This is a genomic window from Halomonas organivorans, assembly GCF_014192055.1.
GTDB classification, from domain to species: Bacteria; Pseudomonadota; Gammaproteobacteria; order Pseudomonadales; family Halomonadaceae; genus Halomonas; species Halomonas organivorans.
The window spans coordinates 1-18,522 of sequence record NZ_JACHXM010000017.1; the positions used below are offsets into that span (position 1 = coordinate 1).

At 66.3% G+C, this 18,522-nt stretch carries 14 protein-coding genes; 3 read left to right on the forward strand and 11 right to left on the reverse strand.

Going from position 1 to position 18,522, the window contains the following annotated elements:
- Nucleotides 1-158 precede the first annotated feature (158 nt).
- Both ribD and nrdR read right to left on the reverse strand, forming a co-directional pair.
- The gene (ribD, locus tag FHR96_RS14685; protein WP_183388445.1) at nt 159-1,289 is read right to left on the reverse strand and encodes a bifunctional diaminohydroxyphosphoribosylaminopyrimidine deaminase/5-amino-6-(5-phosphoribosylamino)uracil reductase RibD; all 1,131 of its coding nucleotides are present in this window, start codon (nt 1,287-1,289) and stop codon (nt 159-161) included.
- A complete protein-coding gene (nrdR, locus tag FHR96_RS14690) occupies nt 1,286-1,771 on the reverse strand; it encodes a transcriptional regulator NrdR (RefSeq protein WP_183388446.1) in 486 nt (161 codons plus the stop codon). The genes ribD and nrdR overlap by 4 nt, the downstream gene beginning before the upstream one ends.
- Nucleotides 1,772-1,899: 128 nt before the next feature.
- Between nrdR and dsbG the strand changes: the two genes are divergently transcribed.
- Nucleotides 1,900-2,649 carry a thiol:disulfide interchange protein DsbG gene (dsbG, locus tag FHR96_RS14695; RefSeq protein ID WP_183388447.1) on the forward strand — a complete coding sequence of 250 codons (750 nt, stop codon included), beginning with the start codon at nt 1,900-1,902 and terminating at the stop codon, nt 2,647-2,649.
- 54 nt (nt 2,650-2,703) lie between these two features.
- Here dsbG and FHR96_RS14700 read toward each other — a convergent pair whose 3' ends face one another.
- The 6 genes from FHR96_RS14700 to FHR96_RS14725 form a co-directional block, all read right to left on the reverse strand.
- On the reverse strand, nt 2,704-3,663 hold the full coding sequence (locus FHR96_RS14700; RefSeq protein ID WP_221195840.1) for a c-type cytochrome: 960 nt from the start codon (nt 3,661-3,663) through the stop codon (nt 2,704-2,706).
- On the reverse strand, nt 3,660-4,349 hold the full coding sequence (locus FHR96_RS14705) for a c-type cytochrome (protein ID WP_183388448.1): 690 nt from the start codon (nt 4,347-4,349) through the stop codon (nt 3,660-3,662). Before FHR96_RS14705 ends, FHR96_RS14700 begins: the two co-directional genes overlap by 4 nt.
- A gap of 65 nt (nt 4,350-4,414) precedes the next feature.
- Nucleotides 4,415-4,828 (reverse strand): DUF6691 family protein, encoded by a 414-nt coding sequence (locus FHR96_RS14710; protein WP_246392980.1) that lies wholly within the window; start codon nt 4,826-4,828, stop codon nt 4,415-4,417.
- Nucleotides 4,825-5,217 (reverse strand): YeeE/YedE family protein, encoded by a 393-nt coding sequence (locus FHR96_RS14715; protein WP_246392983.1) that lies wholly within the window; start codon nt 5,215-5,217, stop codon nt 4,825-4,827. The genes FHR96_RS14710 and FHR96_RS14715 overlap by 4 nt, the downstream gene beginning before the upstream one ends.
- Before the next feature lie 140 nt (nt 5,218-5,357).
- Nucleotides 5,358-6,227, reverse strand: a complete 870-nt coding sequence (locus FHR96_RS14720) for an MBL fold metallo-hydrolase (RefSeq protein ID WP_183388450.1) — start codon at nt 6,225-6,227, stop codon at nt 5,358-5,360.
- 214 nt (nt 6,228-6,441) lie between these two features.
- Nucleotides 6,442-7,851, reverse strand: a complete 1,410-nt coding sequence (locus FHR96_RS14725) for an MBL fold metallo-hydrolase RNA specificity domain-containing protein (RefSeq protein ID WP_183388451.1) — start codon at nt 7,849-7,851, stop codon at nt 6,442-6,444.
- Between the two features lie 164 nt (nt 7,852-8,015).
- Between FHR96_RS14725 and FHR96_RS14730 the strand changes: the two genes are divergently transcribed.
- Nucleotides 8,016-8,558, forward strand: a complete 543-nt coding sequence (locus FHR96_RS14730) for a FlgO family outer membrane protein (RefSeq protein ID WP_183388452.1) — start codon at nt 8,016-8,018, stop codon at nt 8,556-8,558.
- Between the two features lie 171 nt (nt 8,559-8,729).
- On the opposite strand, the gene FHR96_RS14735 is transcribed toward FHR96_RS14730, so the two are convergent.
- Together FHR96_RS14735 and FHR96_RS14740 are read right to left on the reverse strand one after the other, a co-directional pair.
- Entirely contained in the window at nt 8,730-9,731 is a 1,002-nt protein-coding gene (locus tag FHR96_RS14735) for an OmpA/MotB family protein (protein ID WP_183388453.1), read from the reverse strand.
- A 199-nt stretch (nt 9,732-9,930) separates the two neighbouring features.
- Complete coding sequence (locus FHR96_RS14740) at nt 9,931-12,261, reverse strand: DUF4214 domain-containing protein (protein WP_183388454.1); 2,331 nt, start codon at nt 12,259-12,261, stop codon at nt 9,931-9,933.
- Between the two features lie 187 nt (nt 12,262-12,448).
- Here FHR96_RS14740 and FHR96_RS14745 point away from each other — a divergent pair, with 187 nt between their 5' ends.
- The gene (locus tag FHR96_RS14745; RefSeq protein WP_183388455.1) at nt 12,449-17,068 is read left to right on the forward strand and encodes an ExeM/NucH family extracellular endonuclease; all 4,620 of its coding nucleotides are present in this window, start codon (nt 12,449-12,451) and stop codon (nt 17,066-17,068) included.
- Nucleotides 17,069-17,160: 92 nt separating this feature from the next.
- Here FHR96_RS14745 and glyA read toward each other — a convergent pair whose 3' ends face one another.
- The gene (glyA, locus tag FHR96_RS14750) at nt 17,161-18,426 is read right to left on the reverse strand and encodes a serine hydroxymethyltransferase (RefSeq protein ID WP_183388456.1); all 1,266 of its coding nucleotides are present in this window, start codon (nt 18,424-18,426) and stop codon (nt 17,161-17,163) included.
- Between the last annotated feature and the right edge of the window lie 96 nt (nt 18,427-18,522).

The window sequence follows — 18,522 nt, forward strand, 5'->3', positions numbered from 1 at the left end:
GGGCTTCGGGCTTCGGGCTTCGGGCTTCGGGCTTCGGGCTTCGGGCTTCGGGCTTCGGGCTTCGGGCTTCGGGCTTCGGGCTTCGGGCTTCGGGCAGTCTCCGTCGTATCACGCTTGCTGCAAACCGCTCGTGGCTCGTGGCTCGTCGCCCGCGGCTTCTAGCCCGGACGCGCGGTGATGCGCCAGTCGCGACCGACGGCGCGGATGTCGAGGATCTCCAACGGCTTCTGCTCGGCCATGGTCTCGAGGCCCGGCAGCGCGAACAGCGGGCGCGCCTCGCCGCCGAGCAGCGTCGGGGCGACGAACAGCTGCATCTCGTCGACCAGCCCGGCGTCGAGCATGGCCCCGGCCAGCGTCGCGCCGGTCTCCAGCAGCGCCTCGTTGACGTCCTCGCGCGCGGCCAGGCGAGCGAGCAGGGCTGCCAGGTCGACGCGTCCACCGTCGCCGGCGGGCAGCGCCAGCACCTCGGCACCGGCGGCCTCCAGTCGCTGACGGCGCTCTTCGTCGTGTCCCTCGACGGTGGCCACCAGGGTGCGCCCCGGCTCGCGCAGGCAGGCTGCCGCCTCGGGCAGGCGCAGTTGGGAGTCCACCACCACGCGCAGCGGCTGACGGGCAGCGATGCCCTCGGCGCCGGGCAGCTCGAGCTGCTCGGCGCGCACGGTGAGCCGCGAGTTGTCGAAGATCACCGACTCGACACCGGTGATGACCGCGCTGGAGCGGGCGCGCAGCCGCTGCACCTCGCAGCGCGCCCGGGGGCCGGTGATCCACTGGGACTCGCCGGAACGCATGGCCGTGCGGCCGTCGAGGCTCATCGCCATCTTCAGCCGCACGAAGGGTCGCCCTCGGGCCATGCGCGACACGAAGCCGGGATTCAGGGCCAAGGCCTGCTCCTCGAGCAGGCCGACCTCGACCTCGATGCCGGCCTCGCGCAGCAGGGCGATACCACGGCCCGCCACCAGGGGGTTGGGGTCGCGCATGGCCACCACCACCCTGGCAACACCGGCCTTGACCAACGCCTCGGCACAGGGGCCGGTGCGACCATGATGGGAACAGGGCTCGAGAGTGACGTAGGCGGTGGCTCCGCGGGCAGCCTCGCCGGCGGCACGCAGGGCATGGACCTCGGCGTGCGGTTCGCCGGCTCGCTCATGCCAGCCCTCCCCCACCTGGTGGCCGTCCTTGACCAGCACGCAGCCGACCCGAGGGTTGGGATCGGTGGTATACAGGCCACGGCGCGCCAGCACCAGGGCTCGGGCCATCCAGCTCTCGGGGTAGCGGGTCACGGTGGTCATGGCTTGCTGGGCTCGTCGGGATGAAAGCTCGGCTCCTGGGCCAGGCGATCGATCTCGGCGCGGAACTCGTCGATGTCCTGGAAACGGCGATACACCGAGGCGAAGCGGATGTAGGCTACCTGGTCGAGACGCTTGAGGGCATGCATCACCTCTTCGCCGACGTCCCGCGCCTGGATTTCCCGCTCGCCCCTGGCCCGCAGGGTCTGGCGTATGCGCTCCACCGCGGCCTCGATGGACTCTGCGCTGACCGGGCGCTTCTCCAGGGCACGCAGCATGCCGGCGCGTAGCTTGGCCTCGTCGAACAGCTCCCGGGAGCCGTCGCCCTTGATCACCCGAGGCATCACCAGCTCGGCGGTCTCATAGGTAGTGAAGCGTTCGCCGCAGGCCGCGCACTGGCGCCGCCGCCGCACCTGGTCGCCGTCGGCGACCAGGCGGGAGTCGGTCACGCGGGTATCGTTGGCGCCGCAGAAGGGACAGTGCATAGGCAGGAATCCGGGATCGGGGAAAGACGATGTTGCCGTATTGTAACGGTTTTGGCCCCCGGGCGCCCAGCGAACCCCATGGCTGCTGCGCTGTCATCAGGGGGCCCAATCGTTCAAGGAGGATCGTCATGCCCGCCCTGCCCCGCGCCCTGCTGCCGGCCGTCCTGCTGGTGCCACTCGTCGTCTCCGCCGAGGAGCTTCCTGCCCCCTTGCAGGCCCTCGAGGCCCAGGGACTCGACGTGCACGGCCGCTTCGAGGCCCCCGGCGGCCTGACCGGCTATGCCGCCAGCGCCCAGGGGCAGCCGATGACGGTCTTCGTCACCGCCGACGGCGAGCATGCCGTGATCGGCAACCTGGTGGACGCCGATGGCCAGAATCTCTCGCAGGCGCCGCTGGATCGCCTGGTGCGCGGACCCAAGGACGCCGAGACCTGGGGCGATCTGGAACAGAGCGCCTGGATCGCCGACGGCGCCTCGGACGCCGAACGCATCGTCTACGTGTTCACCGATCCCAACTGCCCCTACTGCCGCCAGTTCTGGCAGGCCGCCCGCCCCTGGGTGGAGGCCGGCAAGGTGCAGCTGCGCCACGTGATGGTCGGCATTCTCGCCGCCGACAGCCCGCGCAAGGCGGTCTCGCTGCTGGCCGCCGACGATCCGTCGGCGGCGCTGGCTGACCACGAGCGGGGCGACACGGTCGAGGTCCTCGACGCCCTGCCCCGCCCCCTGGAGCTGGCCCTGCAGGAGAACCACAACCTGATGGATGGCCTCGGCCTGGTGGCCACCCCGGGCCTGGTCTACCGGCTCGACGGCCGCTTGCAGACGGCCCAGGGCATGCCCGACGAGGGGCGACTGGAGGCGATCCTGGGCCCACGCCCCTGAGCTCGACACGGGCCTTGCCGTGACTCGGCGGGGCCCGACGCACGGGCGCAGCGGTCACTCGGCGCCGGGATTCTCGCCGTAATCGTCATGATCGCCCAGGCGATGCCCATCGACGGTGTCACCGTAGTAGCCCATGTGCTGGTGGAAGATTCGATCGGTCTCGTCCACCGACTTCAGGGTACGCCGGCGCGGATCCTGGGGACGTTCGTGGCCGTTGATGAAGGCGGCCAGGTCCCAGGCCTGCTGGTCGCTCAGCGAATAGGGCTGGCCCAGCGGCATGTTGGCCTTGATGAAGTTGGCGGCGGTATTGACCCGGTGCATGCCGGCACCCCAGTTGTAGGCGCCGTCTCCCCACAGCGGCGGGAACACCTGGCGCTCGCCCACCGTCTGCCCCTGGCCGCCGTCGCCGTGACAGATCGCGCAGCGCTCGGCGAAGAGCTCGGCGCCCCGACCCCGATCCGGCGCCTGGGCAGGCTCCTCGAGCCCGGGATAGCCGCGCCCCGGCAGCGACTCGTTGATCGGTGCGCCGGTGGCCAGCCAGTGGAAGTAGGTCTGCAGCGCCACCAGCGGCTCGCTGCCGTATTCCGGGGGAATGCCGTTCATCGAGTAGGTGAAGCAGCCCTGGATGCGCTCGGCCATGGTGTTGACCTTGTCGTTCTTGCCGCGATAGGCGGGATACATGCCCACCGAGGCCCACATGGGAGCCGAATTCGCCAGTCGGCCGGCATCCAGGTGGCAGTTGCTGCAGTTCTGGTCGTTGAAGACATATTCGTCGCGCAGCCGCTGGGTATCCAGGAACAGGTCGCGCCCCAGGCGCACCATGTCGCCGTACGGGGTGTCGGGAATGTCCGCCTCGGCAGGGGGCTGGAATGTCGCCTCGCCGGCCGGGGCCTCCGGCAGCGGCACCTGATAGTCGCGCTGCGGCGCGTCGCTCTCGTCGGCGACCGCGCCGCCCAGCGCGCCTGCCATCAACAGGCTGCCGGCCAGCCAGGGAACGATGCTGCGAAGGTTCATTGGGCATCCTCCCCGGTCAGCGGTGCCCCGGACGCCGCGAGGCGCTCGGGCAGGGTCGCGTAGTAGTCGGCGATCGACGCGATCTCGTCATCCGACAGCCGTTCGGCAACGCCTCGCATCAGGCCGTTGGGATCGTTGCGACGACGGCCTTCACGCCAGCCCTCTAGCTGGGCGGCCAGATAGCCGGCATGCTGCCCGGCGAGCGGGGGAAAATGGCTGCCCACCCCTTGACCATTGGGTCCGTGGCACTGGTTGCAGCCAGGCACCGTACGGCTCCAGTCCCCCCGCTCGGCGAGCCATTCAGCCGATTTTCCTGGATCCGCGGCGCGGTAGTCGTCCGGCAGCGACGGCCAGGGCGCCAACTGGGCATAGTAGGCCGCCACGTCGACGATCTGCTGATCGTCGAGCATGTTGGCGAATGGCATCATGGTGGCGTTTTCTCGCCGCCCGGCCTTGAAGTCGTGCAACTGCTTGGCGATATAGGCAGCCGGTAGTCCGGCCAGCCTCGGCCAGGACTCGCCCTGCGGCATTGCCATGCCCATACCGTCGGCCTGGTGACAGGCCGTGCAGGTACCGGCGACGCGCTCTCCGCGGTCTGCATCGCCCTCCAGGGCAAAACCCGGGCCGGCGGCGAGGCCTAGCCCCACCACCAGCCCCAGCCCTCCCGCGATCCTCATCGCTGACATCCGATATCTCCTTGTGTGATTATCGCTCCCTTCACGGGTCCCTCCGACATGCCGCCGTCTTCTGCTCATGCTCCGCGGGACAGCGCCCGGGCCAGGAACCAGCCGGCGATCATCGCCGCAAGCATGGCGATCAGCGGCGCACTGATCCCGGCAATGGAAGCAAAGGCCGGCCCCGGGCAATAGCCGGACAATCCCCAGCCGACGCCGAACAGCGCCGCCCCGCCGACCAGTCTAGCGTCCAGGTCCCGCCGGGTGGGCAGCTGGAAGGCCGCTGCGAACAGTGGGTTGGGGCGCCGCAGGGCCAGCCGGTAGCCGACGAAGTTGGTCGCCACGGCGCCGCCGAGCACGAACACCAGGGTCGGGTCCCAGGCGCCCGCCAGATCGAGAAAGCCCAGCACTCGGGCAGGGTCGGTCATGCCGGACACGGCCAGGCCAAGGCCGAACAACAGCCCGGCGACGTAGCCCATCAGGCTCTTCATGCGCCACCTCCGATCAGGTGCCGGACCACGAAGACGGTCATGATGGCCGTCATCAGGAAGGTCAGGGTGGCGACCATCGAGCGCGGCGACAGCCGGGCCAGGCCACATACCCCATGACCGCTGGTGCAGCCGCTGCCCAGGCCGGTACCGACGCCCACCAGCAGCCCCGCCAGCAGCATCAGCATCACGCCGCCGGCGGGCTCGCCGATCACCGCCCCGGGCCGGCCGAGCACGTTGCCGAATCCGCCGCCGGCGAGCGTCAGCAGCAGCGGCCCGGATATCAGCCCCAGCAGAAAAGTCAGCCGCCAGGCGCTGTCCCCCCGGGGGCGGGCGGTGAGCAGGGTACCGATGATGCCGCTGACCCCGGCGATACGGCCCAGGGTAACCATCAGCCAGGTGGCCGCCAGCCCGATCAGCACGCCGCCGACAAGGCCGGACAACCAGGAATGCCATTCCACGTTTCTCCTCCCATTTGCTGCCTTACCATATGCCGACACCCACTACCTGATGCCGACACCCTCGATGTCGCTCAAAACAGGTCAATGGGCACCTTCAGGTACACCTGGCCATTGTCTTCGGCGGGCGGCATCCTGCCGGCGCGCATGTTGACCTGCACCGACGGCAGGATCAGCCGCGGCATGCCAAGGGTGGCGTCGCGCTCGGTGCGCATCTTGACGAAGTCGTCCTCGCCGACGCCCTCATGGACATGAATGTTGTGCTGGCGCTGCGCCGACACGGTGGTCTCGTGCTGGTATTCCTCGCGATCCGGCGCCTTGTAGTCGTGGCACAGGAAGAGGCGGGTCTCGCCAGGCAGCGCCAGCACTTTCTGGATGGAGCGATAGAGGGTGCGCGCATCGCCGCCCGGGAAGTCGCAGCGCGCCGTGCCGTAATCGGGCATGAACAGGGTGTCGCCGACGAAAGCGGCGTCGCCGATCAGGTAGGTCAGGCAGGCCGGCGTGTGGCCCGGGGTATGCAGCACCCGCCCCTGAAGAGCGCCGATGGAGAAAGTGTCGCCCTCCTCGAAGAGGCGATCGAACTGACTGCCGTCGCGGGCGAACTCGGTGCCGGCGTTGAAGGCCTTGCCGAAGATCTCCTGCACCTCGATGATGCGGGCGCCGATGCCGGTTTGCCCGCCGAACTTCTCGCGCAGGTAGGGCGCGGCCGAGAGGTGGTCGGCATGCACGTGAGTCTCGAGGATCCATTCGACGCTCAACGCCTCCTCCTCGACGTAGGCGATGATCGCCTCGGCGGAGCGCACGTCGGTCCGCCCGGCGGCGTAATCGAAGTCGAGCACGGAATCGAGGATGGCGCAGGAGGAAGAGTCCGGATCGCGGACCACGTAGCTGAAGGTGTTGGTGGGTTCGTCGAAGAAGGCCTTGGTGACAGGCTGCTGGGACATGATGTGCCTCCCTTGTCAGTATTCGGAGGAATGGGGAGCGACCAGGCACCGTGATTCCGAATGTGCCACCATCATAAACATATTTTTAGTTCTAACGTTATATCATATTCTCATATAAGAACCAGGCAACATGGCTCACCGCTATGTTCCTGAGCCCGACTCCTGGCACGAGGCGAAACGGCCTGCGAGGCATCGCGGCCAAAAGGTAGAGCCATCAGAGTTCGATGCGCTGCCGATAGGCGGGAATCTCAGCCTGGATACCGGCCTCCTCCAAGGCCGCCTGCAAGGCCCGCTGGGCTTCGGGCTCGCCATGCACCAGGTAGAAGCGGGGATGATCGCGAAAGGCGCCCGCCCAGCCGATCAGCTCGCTCTGGCCGGCGTGGGCCGAGAACCCGCCCAGGGTATGCACCCGGGCCTTGACCGCCAGTTCCTCCCCGAGCACCCGGACCCGCTCGGCCCCTTCGACCAGCTGACGCCCGAGAGTGCCCCTGGCCTGGAAGCCGACGATGACCAGTCGGGTGCTGGGACGCTCCAGGTTGTAGCGCAGGTGATGAACGATGCGCCCGCCGTTGCACATGCCGGCCCCGGCGATGATGATCGCTCCGCCATGGATACGATTGATGGCCATGGATTCCTCCACGCTGCGGGTCAGGCGCAGGATCGGCAGGTACTGCCCCGGATCGCCATGGGCCGCGACGTTGAGCACCCTGAGGTCGTCGGGGTCGAGCGCCTTGTGCTTGCGGGCGTAGAGCTCGGTGACGCGGATCGCCATGGGACTGTCCAGGAAAACCATCTGCTGGTGAAGCCGGCCCTCGTGGTAGAGCACGCTCAAGTGATAGAGAATCTCCTGGGTGCGGCCCACCGCGAAAGCCGGGATCAGCACGTTGCCGCCATCCGCATGGGCCTCGTCCAGTACCCGAGCGAACTCCTCGAGGGTGTCCGGTAGAGGGCGATGGTCACGGTCGCCGTAGGTGCTTTCCATCAGCACCAGGTCGGCCTCATGAACCTTCTCCGGCGTCTTCATCAGCGCCGACGCGGGATTGCCCAGGTCGCCGGAGAACACCAGTCGGCGCCGCTGGCCGCCCGAGGGAATGGCCAGCTCGACGATCGCCGAGCCCAGGATATGCCCCGCATCCCGGAACACCAGGGTCACGTCGCCGGGCAGCGTGACCGGCCGCCCATAGTCGTGGGGCTCGCACTGCTCCAACGTACGCACCACGTCGTCCTCGTCGTAGAGCGGCTCGAGGGCGGGCTTGCCGGCCCGCGACCGCCAGCGGTTCTCCCACTCCAGATCCTTGGCCATCACGAAGGCGGCGTCGACCAGCATGATCTCGAGCAGCTCGGCGGTGTCGGCGGTGCAGTGGATCGGCCCTCGGTAGCCTTCGCGGACCAGCTTTGGCAGCAACCCGGCATGATCGAGGTGGCCATGGGACAGCACCACCGCCTCGAGCTGCCCGGCCAGGCGACCGAAGGGCACGGCGTTGGCGCCCTCGAGCTCGCGGCCGCCCTGGTGGAGGCCGCACTCCAGCAGCAGCCGATGGGGACGGGACGGGCCGTCGACGTCGAGCAGATAGCGGGAGCCGGTCACCTCACCCACCGCTCCCAGAAAGGTCAGTCGCGACATGCCCACCTCCCGCTACGCCTCAGGGATCTCGTTTGAGCATAACGAAGCCTGGCGCCGGGCGCCTCGACTCAAGTCAAGCTCGAGGCGGCCGATGCAGGACAAGAGGCTTCGCCTCCCTCACCCGCTCCGGGCTCGCCAGGTCACGCTCAAGGGAACACCCCATCATGCACGCATCCTTCGCTCCTCTCTTCCGTGCCATCCTCGCGCTCGGCCTGCCCCTCGTGTTGAGCGCCTGTGCCGCCATGTCGGATGCCCCACCCCCGCCCAGGACGCTCGACGACGTGCTCGCGACGGCAACGACGGCGATGGTCAACGCCCACCCGCGCCTGAGCGACTACGACCCACTGATTCCCACGACCGTGGTGGACATCGACGACCTGAACCGTTCCTCGACCCTGGGCCGGCTGGCCAGCGAGATCGTTGCCGCAAGGCTCACCGAGGCCGGCCTGAGGGTGCGTGAGGTACGCCTGCGTGGAGAGCTGTACAGCGAGGAGTACACCGGCGAGCTGATGCTGTCCCGGCTGGCCCAGCGGGTCGGCATCGATCAGGGCGGGCGCTCGCTGCTGGTGGGCACCTATGCGGTGGGCGAGGACCGCCTCTACCTGACCTTCAGGATAGTCCGCACCAGCGACGCCAATGCGCTTGCCGCCGCCCAGGTCAGCCTGCCGCTGACCAACGACCTGCGCGCCATGCTCGATCGCTGGTGACTACGATCGACCCAGGCTTTGTCTGAAAAGTCGGCGAGCGCAGGCTAGACAAGGCAAAAAATCAGCGAGAAGCCGGAATTTACGGGGTGTAAATGAGGACTTTGACCGGGCTCGCGCACGAGCTGATTTTTAACGCGGTATAGCCGAGCACAGACAGTTTTCAGACATTGCCTAGCGCGGCTGGATCACCACCTCTACCCGCCGATTGCGGGCGCGGCCCTCGACGGTATCGTTGGTCGCCAGCGGCCGGGTGTCGGCGAGCCCCACCGCGCGCAGACGCGTCGGGTCGATGCCGGCCTCGACCAGCGCCTCGACGATAGCGATGGCACGGGCGCTGGACAGCGCCCAGTTGGAGGGAAAGCGCGGCGTCTGGATGGGCCGGCTATCGGTATGCCCCTGTACCGCCACCTGCCCCGGATGGCGCGCCACCACGTCACGCAGACGCTCCGCCACCAGCTCGCGGCCGGCCTCGGTGAGCTCGGCCTGGGCGGAGGGAAACAGCAGCCGGTCCTCGACCCGCAGGCGCACGCCCTCCGGTACCCGCGACACCTCGACGCCTTCGAGGTCCGGCAGGTAGGGGGCGGCAGCGACCCGCTCGGCCACCTCACGGGCGGCGAGGCTCAGGGTCTTGGCGGCCTCGGGTGCCGCCTCCATACCCTCGGGCAGCCGGTCGGTCAGGATCACCATGTAGTCGGCCAGCGGCGCGGCAGGATCGAGCCCCTTGGGCAACGCCAGCATCGGCAGATCCCTCGCCGATGCCGTGTCGGGCTCGGGGCTCGGCTGACGGGCCAGCAGCGCGGGGGGTGCCGGCGGCGTATCCACAGACGGTGACCGCAGCGGCAGACCGGCCACGCCGAGGGCCGCCGAGACGGCCTCGCGATGCAGGGTCAAGGGAGACACCGGGCCGGCGTCCAGCGCCTGGCGCAGCGCCGCCGGCAGCGGCACGCCGAGCCTGGGCGGCGTCGATTCGGCGATCACCGGTGACCCGGGGTCGGGCTCAGCGGCGGACAGCCCATCGCCAAACCGACTCGACAGGGCGAGCAGCAGTACGAACAACACCACCAGCAGCGTCATCACATCGATGTAGCTGACCATCCAGCCGTGGGCGCTATCATCGTGGCTGTGCTCCGGCAGGAGTGACTCATGTCGCGAAGGCCTGCGGGGATGCTGCATGTCTCGACTCGGCATATGGCGTGGCAAAACGCCAAGCCTAGCGCTCTCTCGGTCTCGTCGAAACGTCGAACAGGGCACGTTCGAGACCGTCTATTTCACCGAGCCCGGCATCATGGAAAAGCCCCGACGCCCATTGGAGCATCGGGGCTCGTGCGACCGCCGGCGGGAAATCGCCGTCCGGCAGTCTTGCTATCTCGCGCTAGGCGATCAGGGACAACGCTTCCGAGGACTCGGTGAAGCCCACCATCACGCTGCCTCGGCTATCTCCTTGAGCGAGCTGATCAAGCCAGTAGTCACGGCCCGACGCGTCGGCATCGCGTTCAAGGACATTGTGATACATGAGATCGATGAACGCCGCGTCCTCAATGGTGTGATGAAGCTGCTGGAACTCCACCGAACCGACGAAGGCATCCGCGATGTCCGAATGATCGAGACGTTGCTGACGATCCAGCCAATAGCCGAGCCCCGTCCCATCGGCATGACGGTCGAAGGCGGCATCGTAGAGACGCAGCAGCGAGTCGACGTCCCCCACCAGCACCTGATCGTCACGTGCGTCCAGATTCTGGATACGGGTATCCTCTCCCGCCGGCGTTTCCGCTTCACTGAACGGCGTCTCGGAATGGAACTCTGCCATGTACTCGGCGAAGGCATCTTGTTCGGTACCCGAGTCGGCGAAGTTGAACCGTCCTTCCTCCTGGACGGCATCGACCAGATCGACCCGCTCCAGATACTCCCCCTGCCCCAAGGGATAGCCGTCGCCGCCGTCCGCCATGAAGCCCAGCGTCACGACCTTGACGATCTTGTCAGCGCTGCCGACGAGGCTTCCATCGTTGACGAGCACGTCCAGGGTGGCGCCGGCCTCATCGACGATGGCGGCACTCTGGATGCGCTCGCCGGCGGGCTGCTCCCAGTCAAAGCTGTATCGAATACCGCCGACCTGGGCAAACTGGCCCGCCGTGATGTCGGGCGCCGAGGCCGCTACGGCATGCTCGAGAATCTCGACCAGCTTCTCCCGGGTAACGCTGAGGATCGCCAGATCGTTGTTGAAGCGTAGCGCCGAGGCAGCGTCAAGCTGCGACACGCCACCTCCCGGCTTGCCGATGGCCGAGTCGGCAGCCGGTGCCTCGAAGCTCGGCTCGCTATCTTGCCCCTCGACCACGACGCGCCCGATCGGCTCGCGGATTCCCCCGCCGTTCTTGAACGACACCAACACGTCTTCATCCACCTGCCGCGCGTACCACAGGTTCGCATCGGCAGTCAGATTACCGAGATTGGTTTCTTCGGTACGGACCTTGCCTCGCTCACCCACCAGGTAGGTATCGGTCAGCCCGAGGAGGTTGCCATCCTGCTCGGAAACGAAGTCGGCGACCGCCCCCACCAGGTCGTCGGCGATATCCCCCTTGGTGCCATCGGCAAAGGCGTTCTCCCATTCTCCCCAGAGCGCTGCCACCTGCTCGTCCGTCGCGGCATAGACCCCGGACGTCGCCGATTCCACGGAGTCGGCGATCAGGCGTCCCTGATCATCGAATTCCACCACCAGCTGCCCCACATAACGCCAGCCGCCATCGGTGTTGATGATGGCCACATCGTCACCCGCAGCATCCTGGGTGACGATGGGATAGCGATCGTAGGGCTCACCGGCCCCCGGATAGAGGCCACGATCGACGTCTTCGGCATCGGCCAACAGCGTGTTGGACCCACCCGCCATGACGATGTCGACGCCATCCAGCAGCGTGGCCAGCTCTTCCTCGTACTGGATCTGCTGCAGATGGGAGGCCAGCACGATCTTGTTGACGCCCTGGCTTTCCAGCTGGTCGACGATCGGCTGGATCAGGTCGGCCAGGGCCTGCATATCATTGCTGCCACCCGCCAGCACCTCGGTATCTCCTGGGGAAGAGATACTCTCCAGGATCTGGGTAGTGATACCGATGATGCCGATCTGCTCACCGCCACGTTCGGTCACCACGGCCGGAGCCAGCTTGGGCGGCATGGCACCATCCAGCACCTCATCAGGCGACGCGCGGAAGGCATCGCGATCCAGCACGTCGGTCGTCGCCAGATCGACCAGATTATCGTCGGCGCTGAAGTCGAGATTGGCCGAGAGATAAGGAAACTGGGCGCCCATCCATTCCATGCCGCTCTCACCGATCACCGGTGCGATCATGTCGGCGATCAACCCCGTGCCCTGGTCGAACTCGTGATTCCCCAGCGTCACCGCATCGGCATTCAGCAAGTCCATGAGCAGCGTCTCGACGCGCCCCGATGCGGCCGACACGTCTTCCAACGAGCCGGCGGGCAAGCCATGGATCGCCTCGGCCGCGGCCTGGATCGCCGGCTGCAACGCATCACTGCCGGCCGCCGCCAGGTAGGGTCCCGGCAGCACCAGGTCTCCCGAACTGACGAACAGGGAATTGGCTTCCTGCTCCTCGAGATAGTCCACGATCGCGGCGAAGTTGGGCGCGTTCAGCAGATCGCCACCGCCACCTTCCATGTCGGAGGCATGCAGCAGCTGCAGGCGAAAGTTGCTCATGAGACTCACTCCCTTGCGTCATGACTTTTGGCGCACCAGTGTCGACGCCGAAAGTGACATCCGTTTGACAGTTTCACTATTGGCTCTCTTTCGCATTTCTCCAAAGAAAGCGTCACCCAAGCGTCAATCAATCTAAATATTAGAATGCAAAAATATATTACCGATTGACCATTCAAGAGATTGCCTCATGTCCACTGAAACCCTGCTCGCCAATCTGTACAGAGACATCCTGCTGCGTGAACCCGATGCCTCGGGCATGGCCTACTGGAAAGGTCAGCTCGAGGGCGAAAGCCAATCTCTTTCAGAGGTTGCCCAGGCACTTCTCGATAGCCAGGAATTCCATGCAACGGTCGCCCCGGTGATTGCGCTGTACGGACAGCAGCTCCTGCGCCAGCCGGATCTTCCGGGGCTGCGCTTCTGGGTCGGCGAGCTGCGTGAAGGACTTTCTCTGGAAGAGATCGGCTCCGCCATGCAAGCTTCCGAAGAGGCCAGCGACGACATAGCCTCGCTGTCCGATGAGGCTTGGCTGGAAGGGGCCTATGCCAACGTGTTCGACCGCCAGCCCGATCCCGAAGGCCAGAGCTACTGGCTGAAGCAGCTGGCGGCCGGCGGTTCGCGTAGCGATATCGTTGCCACCCTTCAAGCCAGCGAGGAAGGTATCGCGCGTCAGGAGCAACGTCATCTCACCTCGATACTGGAAGATGACGGGCCTCCCGAACAGGCGCTGGGTCGCTATCTTGAAGCGCTCGAGGAATCTACCCAACCTCCCGCCGATGACAGTGACGATCAGGACGACGATCTTCCCTCACCCGTCGAGCCGCCGGATGAAGGCGATGATACGCCGGACAACACAGGAGATGACGAGGAAGAGCCCTCCTCCACGGACAATCCCGATCTTGGCTTGAACGAGCGCTACCACCTGGGTGCTTCCGATGCCTCGGCGGCTATCACCGTTGGTGACAGGCTGATGCTGGTTGCCGATGACGAAGACCAGGTATTGCGACTCTATGATCGCGATAAAAGCGGCGAACCATTGGCATCCATCGACCTGAACGAAGCGCTGGGCCTGAGCGACGGCGATGAAGTGGACATCGAGGCCGTGGCCAGCCTGGACGGCATTCAGTACTGGCTGGGCTCCCATGAGAACGCGCAGCGCTCGCTGGTCTTTGCCACGCAAATGGATGATAGCGATGTCGAAGGTATCGACATCGAGGTGCAAGGTCAGTACGCCGGTCTGCTGGCGGATCTTCAGGAGTGGGACGACCTCGACGGTCATGGCAAGGGTGCCAATGCCCAGGGACTTGCTGCCGGACTCAACGTGGAGGGAGCGGCCTTCGCGGATAACACCCTGCTATTGGGACTGCGTGCCCCGCTGGATGAAGGGTTGGCGCAGGTGATTCCGGTGACCAATGTGCCGGCCCTCGTGGCGGGAGAAGCCGACACGGCCGAGTTCGGCACGCCGCTTCGCCTGGACCTGGGCGGCCGCGTGATCCGCTCCATCGAGCCCGCCTCTGATGGCAACTTCCTGGTACTGGCTGGCCCCGAACACGATGACGGCGAGGAAGGCTTCGCGCTCTACCATTGGGATGGGGCTCATGCAGTGCGCGAGATCGACGGCATCGATCTCGATACCGTCCCGGAGGCATTGGGTGCCAAGCCAGAATCCATCTTCGGTCTGCAAGCGACCGATGGCGACGTTACCGCGAGCGTGCTCTACGATAGCGGCAGCGTGGACTGGCTGGAAGATGGCCAGGAATCCAAGGACTTGCCAGCTGATCAGCAGCGTTTCATCAGTGTGGATGTCGATATTCCGCCCCTGCCCGACTTCACTCCTCGCCCAGGGGATATTGCCATCACCGCCGTCCAGGCCGATTCTCCAGACGACTTCCAGTTCGTCGCCCTGAAGGGCATCTCGGCGGGGGCGCAGATCACCTTTACCGACTCAGGCTGGAACGATGCCGCCTTCCGTGCCAATGAAGGTGCGGTCACCTGGACGGCTCCGGAAGGCGGGGTGGCACCAGGCACGCTGATATCGTTTGCCGACCAGAGCGAGCAGTTCCAGGAGGCCAACGGAGACGAGGTCGGCAACAACGGCTTCAACCTTTCCTCCAGCGGCGATCAGGTAATAGCCTTCACCGGCACACCGAGCGAACCGACGTTCCTGTTTGCCGTTCAGACCAACAGCGATACCTGGCAGGACGCCGCCTCCAGTTCCAACGACTCGGCGCTTCCCCCGGGACTCGAGGCGGGGCTGACCGCCGTGGCGGCGGGTGAAGGACCAAGCAGCGAATACGACAACGTGGCCTACGTGGGACCGGGGACCGGTACCGCGGAGCAACTGCTGGCCTCCATCGGCAACATCGCCAACTGGACCGGCAGCAACGACATGCTGCCTGACAGCGCCACTTCATCGTTCCGGATCGGCACCATGGACGCTCCCCATGTGCCGGGTGAGCGCGATATCGGCCTGGCCATCACCGAAATCTGGTCCGGCCAAAGCGGCGACGATGTGAGCGAGGACTGGTTCGAGATCACCAACCACTCCGACGAGGCCCTCGACGTCTCCACGACCCCGCTCTACTACGACGATGAAAGCGCCGCCCCGGAGGATGCCGTAGAGATCCAGGGGCTGGACCATCTGGCTCCCGGGGAATCGGCCATCGTGCTGGTCGATGGAGGTGCCGATGCCGTGACCGAATTTCGCCAGGCATGGAGCCAGCTGAAAGGGATCGAGAACCTGTCGATCGGTTACGCCGAGGACGCCTCGGGGCTCGGCAGCGGCGGCGATGGCGTCACGCTCTGGCGGGGCGACCCGCGCGTGGATGGCGACCAGGTGGCAACCGGGCGCTATCCGGACACCGAGGGCTTTGACGCCGCGGCCTGGGACGTCAACGCCCAGCGTTTCGTCACCGCCCAGGATGATGGCGTGACCGCCTCCACCGCCCTGGGAGGCGATAACGGCGATGTGCCGGCACTGGCGACGCCGGGAACGGCGACCGAGCCCGCCGCCGACATCACCAGGATTTCGACGATTCAGGGCAGCGGCGATACCAGCCCCCTGGCAGACGAACGGGTCACCGTGGAAGCCGTCGTGACCATGGTCGCACCCGGCCTGGACGGCTTTTTCCTGCAGGAGGAGGATGCCGACAACGACGCCGACGCCACGACCTCCGAGGGCATTTTCGTCTACACCGGCAGTGGCAGTGCCGATTGGCTGGAGGCCAACCTGTCGGCCGGACAGCAGATCCGGATCAGCGGCAGCGTCTCCGAGTACTACGACAAGACCCAGATCAGCGCCGAGCGTGCCAGCCTGGACGTGCTGGACAGCGGCCTTGCCCTGCCGCAAAGCCAGCACACCGCCATGCCGTTCACCGACAAGCACGGCATGGAGGCCTTCGAAGGCATGCGAGTCGCCATCGAGGCCCGGGATGGCGAGCCGCTGACGGTCACCGAGCTGTACGAACTGGGCCGCTACGGCGAAGTCACGCTCTCCTCCGGCGGGCGTCTGGAACAGTTCACCGAGGTCAACGCCCCCGATCAGGAAGGCTATAGCCGTTGGCTGGCAGATGCCGAAGCGCGCACCATCAAGATCGACGATGCCAACGGCACCCAGAATCCGGACCCGGTGATCTACGGCCGCAACGGCCAGGCACTCTCCGCCGACAACCCGCTCCGCGGTGGCGACCAGTTGAACAAGCTCGAAGGCGTACTCGACTTCAGCTTCGATGAGTGGAAGGTCCAGAACGTCGAGGGGCTCGACTTTGCCGGCCCCGAGCGCCCCGACGCACCGGCCGAAGAGGCACTGGGCAACCCGGGACTGACCGTGGCGTCCTTCAACGTCCTCAACTACTTCACGACCCTGGACGAAGACGGCAACCAGACCGTCACAGCGAACGGCACCTCGCACGACCCGCGTGGCGCCGACAATCTCGAGGAGTTCGCGCGCCAGGAAGCCAAGCTTGTCGAGGCCATCAACACCAGCGGCGCCGACGTCGTCGGCCTGATGGAACTCGAGAACAACGGCTACGGTGAGGACAGCGCCATTGCCTCACTGGTCGAGGCCCTCAACGCCGACGTGGCGACAAAGGGAATCGAGGGCGTGAACTGGGCCTACAGCATCCCTCGAGATGCCGAGGGCAACCTTACCAGCCCCGGTGACGATGCCATCGCCGTCGGCATGATCTACAACAGCGAGGCCGTCACGACCGTGGGTTCCGCCGTCACCAAGACCGATGGCGCCTTCGCCACCGCCAACCGCGCCCCGCTGCTGCAGACCTTCGAGGAACTCGACTCGGGCGAGCGCTTTTCCGCCGTGGTCAACCACTTCAAGTCCAAGGGCAGCGTGGTCAACGGCGAAGAGGCCATCGACGACGGCCAGGGCAACAACAATCCCACCCGCGTCGAGGCGGCCAAGGCGTTGCGCGATTGGCTGGCCAGTGACCCGACCGACAGCGGCGACAGCGACGTGCTGATCCTCGGCGACCTGAATGCCTATGCCATGGAGGACCCGATCACGACCTTGACCGAGGCGGGCTACGCGTTGCTGGACGATGATCACAGCTACGTCTATGACGGCTTCTGGGGCTCGCTGGATCATGCCCTGGCCAGTGCCTCACTGGCATCGCAGGTCAGCGGCACCCGAACCTGGCACATCAACGCCGACGAGGCCTCGGCACTGGACTACAACACCGACTACACCAGCGACCGTCAGGACGAGGACCTCTATGCGCCGGATGCCTTTCGTAGCTCCGACCACGACCCCGTCCTGGTCGGCCTCAACCTGGGCGAACCAACCGGTCTCGCCTGACTCCGCCCCCTGACGACACAGCCCCGCCAAGGCGGGGCTGTGTCGTGATACATGCAGACTCACAACGGCGGCCTCGGGCCGCCGTGGCGGTATCAGCGATAGACAGGGAAGCGGCCGCAGACGGCCTCGACCTTGCCCTTGACCTCGGCTTCGATGGCGGCGGTGTCGTCGCCCTTGGCCAGCACGTCGAGGATGTCGCAGATCCAGCCGGCCAGCTCGCTGCACTCGGTCTCGCCGAAGCCGCGGGTGGTCACCGCCGGGGTGCCGATGCGCAGGCCGGAGGTCACGAACGGGCTCTGCGGGTCGTTCGGCACGGCATTCTTGTTGACGGTGACGTGGGCACGGCCCAGGGCGGCGTCCGCGTCCTTGCCGGTCACGCCCTGCTTGACCAGCGACAGCAGGAAGAGGTGGTCCTCGGTGCCGCCGGAGACGATGTCGAAACCGCGCTCGATGAACACCCCGGCCATCGCCTGGGCGTTCTTGACGACCTGCTGCTGGTAGGTCTTGAACTCGGGCGCCATGGCTTCCTTGAAGCAGACCGCCTTGGCGGCGATGACATGCTCCAGCGGACCGCCCTGGATGCCCGGGAACACTGCAGACTGCAGCTTCTTCTCGATGGCCTCGTCGCCCTCGCGGGAGAGGATCAGGCCGCCGCGCGGACCGCGCAGGGTCTTGTGGGTCGTGGTGGTGACCACGTGGGCATGGGGCAGCGGGCTCGGGTAGACCCCGGCGGCCACCAGGCCGGCGATGTGGGCCATGTCGACCAGCAGGTAGGCACCCACGTCGTCGGCGATCTCACGGAACTTGGCCCAGTCGATGATCTGGGAGTAGGCGGAGAAGCCGGCGATGATCATCTTCGGCTTGTGCTCGCGCGCCAGTTCGGCGACCTGGTCGTAGTCGATGCGGCCGTTCTCGTCGATGCCGTACTGCACGGCGTTGTAATGCTTGCCGGAGAAGTTCGGCTTGGCGCCGTGGGTGAGGTGGCCGCCGGCGTCCAGGCTCATGCCCAGTACGGTGTCGCCAGGGGTGACCAGCGCCTGGAACACGGCGCCGTTGGCCTGGGAGCCGGAGTGCGGCTGCACGTTGGCGTAGGTGGCGCCGAACAGTTCCTTGGCATAGTCGATGGCCAGCTGCTCGACCACGTCGACGTACTCGCAGCCGCCGTAGTAGCGCTTGCCGGGATAGCCTTCCGCATACTTGTTGGTCAGTTGGCTGCCCTGAGCCTCCATGACCCGGGGGCTCGCATAGTTCTCGGAGGCGATCAGCTCGATGTGCGCCTCCTGACGCGCGCTTTCCTTCTGCATCGCATCGAACAGGGCATCATCGAAACCGGCAATCTGCATGTCACGGCTGAACATCGGCGGGAAACCTCGCATCAACGGGGAAATCGAAGGCCGCCATGATACCCCAGCCCATGGCGGCTTTCACATGAAACCCCGTCATGCGGCGCCCCA

Coding starts and splice junctions, on each gene's coding strand:
- FHR96_RS14705 (WP_183388448.1), bottom strand. CDS start 4,349: ATGTCAGCGATGAGGATCGCGGGAGGGCTGGGGCTGGTGGTGGGGCTA.
- glyA (WP_183388456.1), bottom strand. CDS start 18,426: ATGTTCAGCCGTGACATGCAGATTGCCGGTTTCGATGATGCCCTGTTC.
- dsbG (WP_183388447.1), top strand. CDS start 1,900: ATGCCCGCCCTGCCCCGCGCCCTGCTGCCGGCCGTCCTGCTGGTGCCA.
- ribD (WP_183388445.1), bottom strand. CDS start 1,289: ATGACCACCGTGACCCGCTACCCCGAGAGCTGGATGGCCCGAGCCCTG.
- FHR96_RS14745 (WP_183388455.1), top strand. CDS start 12,449: ATGTCCACTGAAACCCTGCTCGCCAATCTGTACAGAGACATCCTGCTG.
- FHR96_RS14720 (WP_183388450.1), bottom strand. CDS start 6,227: ATGTCCCAGCAGCCTGTCACCAAGGCCTTCTTCGACGAACCCACCAAC.
- FHR96_RS14740 (WP_183388454.1), bottom strand. CDS start 12,261: ATGAGCAACTTTCGCCTGCAGCTGCTGCATGCCTCCGACATGGAAGGT.
- nrdR (WP_183388446.1), bottom strand. CDS start 1,771: ATGCACTGTCCCTTCTGCGGCGCCAACGATACCCGCGTGACCGACTCC.
- FHR96_RS14730 (WP_183388452.1), top strand. CDS start 8,016: ATGCACGCATCCTTCGCTCCTCTCTTCCGTGCCATCCTCGCGCTCGGC.
- FHR96_RS14710 (WP_246392980.1), bottom strand. CDS start 4,828: ATGAAGAGCCTGATGGGCTACGTCGCCGGGCTGTTGTTCGGCCTTGGC.
- FHR96_RS14700 (WP_221195840.1), bottom strand. CDS start 3,663: ATGAACCTTCGCAGCATCGTTCCCTGGCTGGCCGGCAGCCTGTTGATG.
- FHR96_RS14725 (WP_183388451.1), bottom strand. CDS start 7,851: ATGTCGCGACTGACCTTTCTGGGAGCGGTGGGTGAGGTGACCGGCTCC.
- FHR96_RS14735 (WP_183388453.1), bottom strand. CDS start 9,731: ATGCAGCATCCCCGCAGGCCTTCGCGACATGAGTCACTCCTGCCGGAG.
- FHR96_RS14715 (WP_246392983.1), bottom strand. CDS start 5,217: ATGGTTACCCTGGGCCGTATCGCCGGGGTCAGCGGCATCATCGGTACC.